The organism is Microbacterium sp. (assembly GCF_046295495.1).
GTDB lineage: Bacteria > Actinomycetota > Actinomycetes > Actinomycetales > Microbacteriaceae > Microbacterium.
In genome coordinates, this window is the sequence record NZ_JBKBNC010000025.1 from 27,861 (window position 1) to 37,659 (window position 9,799).

The following is a 9,799-nucleotide window of genomic DNA, read 5'->3' on the forward strand; positions in this document are numbered from 1 at the left end:
CCCCCCGGGGCCCTCCTGTGGTTGACCCCGGGTGCGCCCCCCGCCCCCCCCCCCCCCCCGCGCCGCCCCCCGCCGGGGGGCGCGGCGGAGGCTCCCGCGGGTCGGCTCGCCGAGCACCCGCCCCACCATCCCGACCGGCCACGAGCCGGTTCTGCAAGGAGGACCTCGTGAGCACCATCCTCGAGATGCGCTCGATCACCAAGGAGTTCCCCGGCGTCATCGCGCTCGCCGACGTGTCGTTGACCGTCGAGCGCGGGACGGTTCACGCCATCTGCGGCGAGAACGGTGCCGGCAAATCGACCCTCATGAAGGTGCTCAGCGGCGTGTATCCCGCGGGCGATTACCGCGGTGAGATCGTCTTCGACGGCAACACCGTCGAGTTCAAAGACATCCGCGACAGCGAAGCGGCCGGCATCGTCATCATCCACCAGGAGCTCGCGCTGAGCCCCTACCTCTCGATCGCCGAGAACATCTTCCTCGGCAACGAGATCACCCACCGGGGGCTCATCGACTGGGATGCCACGAACCGCGAGGCCTCCAAGCTCCTCGCCCGCGTGGGCCTGGGCGACAGCCCCGACGTGCCCGTCAACGAGATCGGTGTCGGCAAGCAGCAGCTCGTCGAGATCGCCAAGGCGCTGTCGAAGGACGTCAAGCTCCTCATCCTCGACGAGCCCACCGCGGCCCTGAACGACGACGACTCCGAGCACCTGCTGGACCTGATCCGCCACCTGCGCGGCCAGGGCATCACCTGCATCATCATCAGCCACAAGCTCAACGAGATCCGCGCGATCGCCGACGAGGTCACGATCATCCGCGACGGTCGCACGATCGAGACGCTCGACGTCGCCACCGGCGGCACGAGCGAGGACCGCATCATCCGCGGGATGGTCGGTCGTGAGCTGGAGAACCGCTACCCCGACCGCGACGTCGAGATCGGCGACGAGGTCCTCCGCATCGAGGACTGGAACGTCAGCCACCCCACGGATGCCAACCGCACCGTCATCCACCAGGCCAACCTCACCGTGCGCGCCGGCGAGGTCGTCGGCATCGCGGGCCTCATGGGCGCGGGGCGCACCGAGCTGGCGATGAGCGTGTTCGGCAAGAGCTTCGGCTCGCGCATCTCGGGTTCGGTCTACATCAACGGCAAGAAGGCCGACACCTCCACGGTCCCGGCCGCCATCCGCAGCGGACTCGCGTACGTCACGGAAGACCGCAAGGGCGCCGGCCTCAACCTCATCGACACGATCAAGCGCAACATCTCGCTCGCCGGGATGCGCAAGCTCGTCAAGGGCGGGTTCGTCGACGGCGATGAGGAGTACCTGGTCGCCAACCGCTACCGCAAGTCGATGAACATCAAGGCGCCGACCGTGGACGTCGTCGTCGGCAAGCTCTCGGGCGGCAACCAGCAGAAGGTCGTGCTGTCGCAGTGGCTCTTCTCCGACCCCGAAGTGCTCATCCTCGACGAGCCGACCCGCGGCATCGACGTCGGCGCGAAGTACGAGATCTACACGATCATCAACTCCCTCGCGGCGCAGGGGAAGGGGGTGCTCGTCATCTCCTCGGAGCTGCCCGAGCTCCTCGGCATCTGCGATCGCATCTACACCCTCAGCGAAGGCCACATCACCGGCCAGCTGCCCATCGAAGAGGCCACACCGGAGGCCCTCATGGTGCTCATGACGAAGGAAAAGGAAGCCGACCATGTCAGCGCTTGACAACACCGTGACCCCGCAGGGGCCCGCAACGCCGAAGGGCCCCGTCGGCGGTGGCGCCGGCGGCGGAGCCGGCAACATCCTGCAGTTCTTCACGTCGCGCCTGCGCGAGATCGGCATCTTCATCGCGCTGATCGTCATCGTGCTGCTGTTCCAGGCCCTCACCGGAGGGCGCCTGCTCACCGCGGGCAACGTGTCGAACATCATCGTCCAGAACAGCTACATCCTGATCCTCGCGATCGGCATGGTGATGATCATCATCGCCGGCCACATCGACCTCTCGGTCGGTTCGGTCGCGGCCTTCGTCGGCGCGGTCTCGGGTGTGCTCATCGTGCAGTGGGGCCTGCCCTGGTGGCTGGGCATCGTGCTCTCGCTGCTGCTGGGTGCCGTGGTCGGTATGTGGCAGGGCTTCTGGGTGGCTTACATCGGCATCCCGGCCTTCATCGTGACCCTGGCGGGCATGCTCCTCTTCCGCGGTCTGACGCAGATGACCCTGGGCAACACGCAGATCACGCCGTTCCCCACGGAGTACCGTCAGCTCGGCGGCGGGTACCTGTTCCCCGACCTGTTCCCGGCGTCGTCCTCTCCCGCCGAGTGGATCACGGTCGCCCTCGGGGTGCTGACCCTGGTGCTGTTCGTCGTGTCGCAGGTGCGTCAGCGTGCGAAGCGCGCGGCCCTCGAGCTGCAGAACGAGCCGCAGGTGGCCTTCCTGGTCAAGCTCATCGGTGGCGGCGCCCTGATCGCCTACCTCACGTACCTGCTGGGTGTCGCTCCCGGTTCGCGCGGCACGCCCATCGTTCTCGTGGTGCTCGCCCTGCTGGTCATCGGCTACTCCACGGTCATGAGCCGCAGCGTCTTCGGCCGCCACATCTACGCGATCGGTGGAAACCGCACCGCCGCGAAGCTGTCGGGCATCAACACCCGCCGCGTCGACTTCATGCTCTTCGTGAACATGGGCGTGCTGGCCGCCCTCGCCGGCATCGTCTTCACGGGTCGACTCAACTCCGCGGGCCCCGGCGCCGGAAACCTGTTCGAGCTGGATGCCATCGCCGCCTCCTTCATCGGTGGCGCCGCCGTCCAGGGTGGTGTCGGCCGCGTGGTCGGCGCGATCGCCGGTGGTCTGGTCATGGGTGTGCTCAACAACGGCATGTCGCTCATGGGTATCTCGACCGACGTGCAGCAGTTCATCAAGGGTCTCGTGCTGCTGCTGGCCGTGGCCTTCGACGTGTGGAACAAGAACCGCACCCGCGGTTGATCCATGCTTCCTCGAACGCCCCGTCGCTTCCGCGGCGGGGCGTTCGTCGTGCGTCGGGGTGCGCGCGGGGTGCGCAAGGGTGGCGCGCAGGTGTCGAGCGCGGGCGCGTCTCGCGGGCGGGAGCGGCTGAGCGGTGGCGACCGGGGGAGGGCGCGGGTGGGGGAGGATGGACGGGATGCCTCGCCCCCGGACCCTCCGCCTCGCCCTCGCCGTGCTCGCGGTGGCGGTGAGCGTGACGGGGTGCACCTCGTCGCGCGGCACCGCGACGGTCTCGAGCGACGGCGCCGGAGTGATCGGTGTATCGCTTCCCTCGACCGCCGACGCCGGATGGGAGCGCGGCGGCAACGCCTTGGCGCAGGAACTGACCGCGCGCGGCTATCGCGTCGACCTGCAGTTCGCCGCGTCCGACGCCCGCACCCAGGACGCCCAGGTGCGCAACATGGTCACGAAGGGTGCGGATGCCGTGATCGTCGCGCCCGTGGCATCCGCCGAACTGTCGACGGCTCTCGGCGCGGCGGTCGACGAGGGCGTGCCGGTCGTTCAGTTCGGGCGCGCTCTGCCGGAGCTGCCCGCGGGCGGTGCCTTCGCGGCCGACCCGTCGGAGCTCGGTCGGGTGCAGGCGGAGGCACTCCTCGCCGATCTGGCCGAGGCGACGCCCACGGCCCCGTCGACGGCCGGAGCTTTCTCGACGCCCGGCCCCGCGAGCCAGGGGCCGGACGCCGCGGTATCGGACAGCGCGGTGCCGAACAGCGCGGTGCCGGACAGCGCGGTGCCGGACAGCGCGGTGCCGGACAGTGCCGTGCCGGACCCCGCGGCGGCGGGGGAGGGCGTCGTGCGACTGGCCGTGCTCGCCGGGGTGCCCTCCGACGCGTGGGGCGCGGAGCGCTACACCGCCGCCCTCGAGGCCCTCGAGCCGGCCGTCGCGGCGGGGACGATCGAGATCGTCTCGGGCGCGACCCTCGAGTCCGCCGCCCTCGGACAGGACACCGCCGAGCAGCGGGCGGAGGCCGCCGAGAAGCGCGTGCGAGAGCTGCGCGCGGGCGCGCCGGAGGAGGCGCCGACGGCCGTCCTCGCCCTCGACGACGCCGTCACCCGGGGCGTGGTGACGGCGCTCACGACCGATCCGCCGGTCGAGGAGACCGCCCCGCCGAGTGCGTCGCCGAGTGCGTCGTCGACCGCGTCGCCGAGCCCGCCGCCGACCGGGGCCGTCGACCCGACGACGGAGGCCGCGCCCGCCGTCCTCGTCGTGGGCTCGGGTGCCGACCCCCTCACGGTCCGGGCGCTCCGCGACGGCGACATCGACGCGACGGCCTTCGCCGACCCGCGGGCACTCGTCGCCGCCACCGCCGACGCCGTCGAGTCGCTGCTGGCGGGGAGAGCGGTCGCCGACGACGGGGAGAGCCCGCTCCCCGGGACCGCCGGGGCGAGTGTGTCGCCGAGCATGCTGCGGGCCGACGACGTCGAGGAGCTCGTCGCCTCGGGGTGGGTGTCGACCGCGGAGCTGTGAGCGGGTTTCGGGTTATCCCGAAACGGTGCGGGGGCTGACCGGGCGGTGCCGCGCGCGGGCGCGCCCTAGCGTGGAGCACATGACCACGGCATCCGTTCTCCCGCCTCCGCCCCCGACGTCCGATCCCGTCGCGCCGCCCACCGCCCTCGACGCCGCGGTGCGGCCGGGGGTGCGCGTCGCCGCCCCCGGCCGCGTCGCCGGCGCCGTGGCGCACCTCGCCGCCCTCGGCGTCGTCGGCCCCGCCGTCTTCACCGCGCTGCTGAGCTTGCTGACCTCGGGCTTCGGCCTGCTCGCGGCGCTGCTGATCGGCGTCGTCGTGCTCGTCGTCTTCGTCTACGCCCTGTTCGCGATCGCGTGGTTCGAACGGGCCCGCGTCGACGGCCTCTACGGCCTCGGTCTGGTGTCGCTGCGCCCGCGCCGGAGCGCCAAGCCCGGCTTCGTCGGCGTGCTGCACACGGTCTGGCTGCAGGCGATCGACCCGCTGCAGTGGCGCGCGGTCGCGTCGTTCGCCATCGCGACCGTGCTGGGCCTGATGACGTTGGCGGCCCTCAGCGGCGTCGCCTGGGGGGCGGCTCTCGCCGTGAGCCCGATCTTCGGGTGGTCGAACACCCGCCTGTTCGACCTCGTGCCGCTCGAGGGTGCCGCGGTCCCCGTGGTCGGTGCCGCCGCCGTGCTGGTCGGCATCGCCGCCGTCATCGGCCTCGCGATCCTCCACGGGGTCATCGTGCGGGCGATCTTCGTGCCCTCGCGTGAGGCACAGCTCGTCGAGCAGGCGCGCACCTCCGATACCCGCCGGGCGGGAGCGGTGCGCGCGGCCGAGGTCGAGCGCACGCGCATCGAGCGCGATCTGCACGACGGCGTCCAGCCGCGCCTGGTCTCGATCGGCATGACGCTGGGCCTCGCGCAGACCAAGATCGACGACGACCCCGAGGCCGCCAAGGCGCTCGTGGCCGAGGCGCACGCCTCGACCAAGTCGGCGATCACCGAACTGCGACAGCTCGCCCGCGGCATCCACGCCTCGGTGCTCGAGGACCGGGGCCTGGATGCCGCCCTCTCGGCGCTCGCGTCGCGCTCGCACATCCCCGTGACCCTCGATGTGCGGCTGCCGCGACGCTGCGGGCGCGCCGCCGAGGAAGCGGTGTACTTCGCCATCGCGGAGACCCTGACCAACGCCGCCAAGCACTCGCGCGCCGCCGCGTGCCGCGTCGACGTGCGGGTGCGCGAAGACGGCTCGCTCTGGGCGCGCATCGAGGACGACGGCCTGGGCGGCGCGCGGGTCGTGCCGGGCGGCGGTCTCGACGGCATCGTCAACCGCGTCACCGCGGCGGGCGGCACCGCCCGCATCGACAGCCCCCAGGGCGGCCCGACGACGGTGGAGGTGAACGTCCCGTGCGCATCCTGATCTGCGAGGACTCGGTCCTGCTGCGCGAGGGGCTCGTGCGCCTGCTCGCCGACGACGGCCACGAGGTGGTCGCCGCCCTGGCCGACACCGAGGGGCTCGACGAGGCCGTGGCCCAGACCGCGCCCGAGCTGTGCATCCTCGACGTGCGGCTGCCGCCGACCTGGACCGACGAGGGCATCCGCGCCGCCATCGCCCTGAGATCACGGCACGCGGGTCTCGCCGTGCTCGTGCTCTCGCAGTACGTCGAGGAGCGCTACGCCGCCGACCTCATCGCCGACGGGCAGGGCGCACTCGGATACCTGCTGAAGGACCGCGTGGCCGACGTCGCCGACTTCCTCGCCGCCGTGGCCTCGATCGCGCAGGGGGCCACGGTGCTGGACCCCGAGGTGGTGGCGCAGCTGCTCACCCGTCGTCGGCGCGACGAACGTCTGCAGAGCCTGACCGAGCGCGAGAGGGCCGTGCTGGCCCTGATCGCGGAGGGTCGCTCGAACCAGGCCATCGCCGGGGCGCTGTTCGTCAGCGAGGCGAGCGTCGAGAAGTACATCACCGCCATCTTCACCAAGCTCGGCCTGGAGCAGGACGAGACCGGCAACCGCCGCGTCATCGCCGCTCTCGTGCACCTGGGCCACGACCACACCGGAGCCACCTCATGACCATCGAAACCCCCGCCACGCCCCCGCACGCGCCGGAGCGTCCGCGCCGCCGCGGCGCCGCCTTCGCCGTCTCGACCATCACCCTCGTCGTGGGCTCCTGCATCGCCCTGGGGACCCTCGCCGCCACCGGCGCGTCGGCCGTGTCGGTGATCCGCGACGACGGGCGATCGGCATCCGCGTTCGACAGTCCGGCCCGCGGCCTGACCGAGCTCGACGTCGACGTGACGGGCGGCCGGCTGTCGATCGCGTACGGCGACGTGAGCGACGCCCGACTCGACGCCCGCAGCGGCCGCCGGGGGTGGACGTTCGAGCGACGGGGTGACACCCTGCGCGTGGCCTCGCCGAACGGAGCGTTGTTCGACGGCGCCGCCGGCTCGCGCGCGACCCTGACCCTCCCGCGCGAGCTCGAGGGCGCGGACCTCGACGCCGACATCCAGGTGAGCGGGGGAGCGCTCGACCTCGAGGGCGACTTCGGGGCGGTGACGGTGCAGATCGCCGGCGGCACCATCGCCCTCGACGGCGCCGTGACGGATGCCGACGTGTCCATCTCGGGAGGCTCGGCGTCCGCACAGCTGACCGATGTCACGACCGCGGCGTTCGAGGTGGCGGGCGGCGAGCTCACGGCGACGCTGAGCGGCGACACACCCTCGCGCACCGAGATCGAGGTCGCCGCCGGATCGGCCGAGCTCACCCTCCCCGACGACGAGTACCGCGTGCGCGTCGACGACGGCCTCGGCACGGTCGACAACGCCCTGCGCACCAGCGCGTCGGCCACGGCCGAGGTGAACGTCACCGCCACCATGGGCCAGGTCCGCCTGCGCTCCTAGCCCCTCTCCCTCGCCCTCCGCCCCGCGTGAGGGGTCAGAGCATGTCGCCGCGGCAGCGCCGCGGCGACACAGCCTGGCCCCTCACCGGGAGGGGCGGGGGATTCAGCCCTTCAGGGCCTTGGCGATGCGCTGGGGCGAGACGGGCTCGGCGGTGCCGAGGCGCTGGGCGAACAGGCTCACGCGCAGCTCCTCCAGCAGCCAGCGCGTCTGCACGAGGTTGGCGGGCGCGTCGGCGGGCACCGGGACCGTGCCGCCGGCCTCGACGAAGCCCGCGGACGCCCGCTCGTACTCGCTCATGCGCTGACGGTCGCGGCCCGGGTTGTCCGACAGCGTCTTCACCCGTTCCAGGGCACCGGCGAGGTATCGCGGGTAGTGCTGCAGGCGCTGCAGCCCCGTGCGCGCGAGGAACCCCGGGAAGATCAGGCCCTTCACCTGGCCCCGCACGTCGTTCAACGCCCCGAGGAGCGTGATGGAGGCGCCATCCTTCATCGCCCGGTCCACCTCGCGCTGAGCGAGGAGGATCTTGGCCGCCAGTGACACCGTCTGGAACGTCCGCTCGACCGAGGCCGCAGAGAACGCATCGCGCACCCGCTCGAACTCCGCCTTCGTGCGGACGACCCCGCTCGGCGCCTCGCGCAGCAGCACGTCGTCGGCGAGGGCCACGCGAGCGTCCTCGATCAGTGCCTTCGCGTTCTGGTACGGGGATGCCGCGAGGGCGAGCTTCTCGTTCGCGGTGAGGTGGTCGAGCACATAGGTCGCGGGCGAGGGCACGGCGAGCAGCATCAGACGACGGATGCCGGCGCGGGTGTGCCGCGCGGCATCCTCCGGGGTCGCCTCGACCCGCAGGGCGACGCTGTCCCCCTCATCGATGAGAGCGGGGTAGCCGCGCACCACACCGCCGGCGACGGGGGTGTCGACGACCTCGGTGAGCTCGTCGAGGTCCCACGTCGTGAGCCTGGCGCGCGAGGCGAAGGCCGGGGAGGCCTCGGCGACCTTCGCCGCCGACCGCGCGGCGGGCCGCTCGCGCGTGACGGCCGACTCCACGCTCGAGCGGGCCCGGTCGGCGAGCCGTCGCTGCAGCGTCGCGAGGTCGCGGTCGCTGCCGATCGTGCGGCCACGGGCGTCGACGGCGCGGAACGACGGCATGAGGTGTCCCGGGACGCGCTCGAGTTCGAAGTCGCCGGCGCTCACCCGCTGATTGGCCACGCGCTGCACGAGAGCGGCGAGCGCGTCGACGAGGGTGGTCCGGGGCAGGCCGTTCGCGTGCTCGGGACCCTTCTCCGCGAGCTCGGCGCTGAACCTCTCGGCCCAGTCGGCGGCGGGCACCACGTTGCGGCGGATGGTCTTCGGCAGGGCGCGCAGCAGGGCGGTGACGAGCTCGTCGCGCATGCCCGGCACCTGCCAGTCGAAGCCGTCGGGGCGAAGCTGCGCGAGCAGCGGCAGCGGCACGACGACAGTGACCCCGTCGTCGGGGGCTCCGGGTTCGAAGCGGTACGCGAGGTTGAGGGTCTGATCGCCCTGGCGCCACCGCGCGGGGAAGGCCCGGTCGTCGCCCTGGGCGCGGTCGCCGGTGAGGTCGGACTCGCGCAGGTCGAGCAAATGGGGCGTGCGGGTGCTGGCATCCTTCCACCACGCCTCGAAGGAGCGCACGTCGGTGACGTCGGCGGGGATGCGGGCGTTGTAGAACGTAAAGACCGCCTCGTCGCCGACGAGGATGTCGCGGCGGCGCTCGCGCTCCTCGATCTTCTCCAGCAGGCGGCGCTGTTCGACGTTGCGACGGAGGAACGCCGTGAGGCGCTTGTCGAGCACCGACGGATCCCACTCGCCCTCGACGAGCGCGTGCCGCACGAACATCTCGCGGGCGAGCGGTCGGTCGAAGCGCGCGAGCTGCACGCGCCGACGGCCGACGAGCTCGACGCCGAAGAGCGTGACCTTCTCGTAGGCGGCGGCGGAGCCGGCATCCTTCGACCAGTGCGGCTCGCTCAGCGACCGCTTGACGAGATCGGGGGCGAGTTCCTCGGCCCAGGCCGGCTCGACGGCCGCGACCGTGCGAGCGAACAGACGCGAGGTCTCCACCAGCTCCGCGGCCATGACAGCCGACGGCCGCTTCTTCTTCAACCCCGAGCCCGGGAAGATCGCGAAGCGCGCGCCCCGGGCGCCGATGTACTCGCCCTTGGTGGGCCGGGCGTCGCCGGGCGCCTTGCGGTCCTTGGCCTGCGCCACGGTCCGCGGATCGAGGATGCCGAGGTGCGAGAGCAGTCCGGAGAGGATGGCGCGGTGGATCGCGTCGCCGGCGGCGTGGCCCTCGGGGGCGGTGTCGCCCGACTGCGCGACGCGTCCCGCGCTGGCGGAGTCCTGTCGCGGCGCGTGCGACCGGGAGGGGGCGGCCGAGAGGCCGGCTCGGCTCGTGCCGCCGCGCCCGCGGTCGCCGCGCTCGCCGCCGGAG

The 9,799-nt window shown here is 72.5% G+C and carries 7 protein-coding genes; 6 read left to right on the top strand and 1 reads right to left on the bottom strand.

Annotation, left to right across the window (positions count from 1 at the left end):
- Positions 1-185 precede the first annotated feature (185 nt).
- The 6 genes from mmsA to ACK4LS_RS10375 all read left to right on the top strand — a co-directional run bounded on the left by mmsA (position 186) and on the right by ACK4LS_RS10375 (position 7,353).
- Positions 186-1,712 (top strand): multiple monosaccharide ABC transporter ATP-binding protein, encoded by a 1,527-nt coding sequence (gene mmsA, locus ACK4LS_RS10350; protein ID WP_409716804.1) that lies wholly within the window; start codon positions 186-188, stop codon positions 1,710-1,712.
- Complete coding sequence (gene mmsB / locus ACK4LS_RS10355; protein ID WP_409716791.1) at positions 1,699-2,964, top strand: multiple monosaccharide ABC transporter permease; 1,266 nt, start codon at positions 1,699-1,701, stop codon at positions 2,962-2,964. The genes mmsA and mmsB overlap by 14 nt, the downstream gene beginning before the upstream one ends.
- Positions 2,965-3,139: 175 nt before the next feature.
- The gene (locus tag ACK4LS_RS10360; RefSeq protein ID WP_409716793.1) at positions 3,140-4,471 is read left to right on the top strand and encodes a substrate-binding domain-containing protein; all 1,332 of its coding nucleotides are present in this window, start codon (positions 3,140-3,142) and stop codon (positions 4,469-4,471) included.
- A 79-nt stretch (positions 4,472-4,550) separates the two neighbouring features.
- Positions 4,551-5,873 (top strand): sensor histidine kinase, encoded by a 1,323-nt coding sequence (locus tag ACK4LS_RS10365; RefSeq protein ID WP_409716795.1) that lies wholly within the window; start codon positions 4,551-4,553, stop codon positions 5,871-5,873.
- The gene (locus ACK4LS_RS10370) at positions 5,861-6,526 is read left to right on the top strand and encodes a LuxR C-terminal-related transcriptional regulator (RefSeq protein ID WP_409716797.1); all 666 of its coding nucleotides are present in this window, start codon (positions 5,861-5,863) and stop codon (positions 6,524-6,526) included. Before ACK4LS_RS10365 ends, ACK4LS_RS10370 begins: the two co-directional genes overlap by 13 nt.
- A complete protein-coding gene (locus ACK4LS_RS10375) occupies positions 6,523-7,353 on the top strand; it encodes a hypothetical protein (RefSeq protein WP_409716799.1) in 831 nt (276 codons plus the stop codon). The genes ACK4LS_RS10370 and ACK4LS_RS10375 overlap by 4 nt, the downstream gene beginning before the upstream one ends.
- 102 nt (positions 7,354-7,455) lie before the next feature.
- Here the strand turns inward: ACK4LS_RS10375 and ACK4LS_RS10380 are convergent.
- A partial coding sequence (locus tag ACK4LS_RS10380) for a DUF3418 domain-containing protein (protein ID WP_409716801.1) occupies positions 7,456-9,799 on the bottom strand: 2,344 nt, incomplete at its 5' end.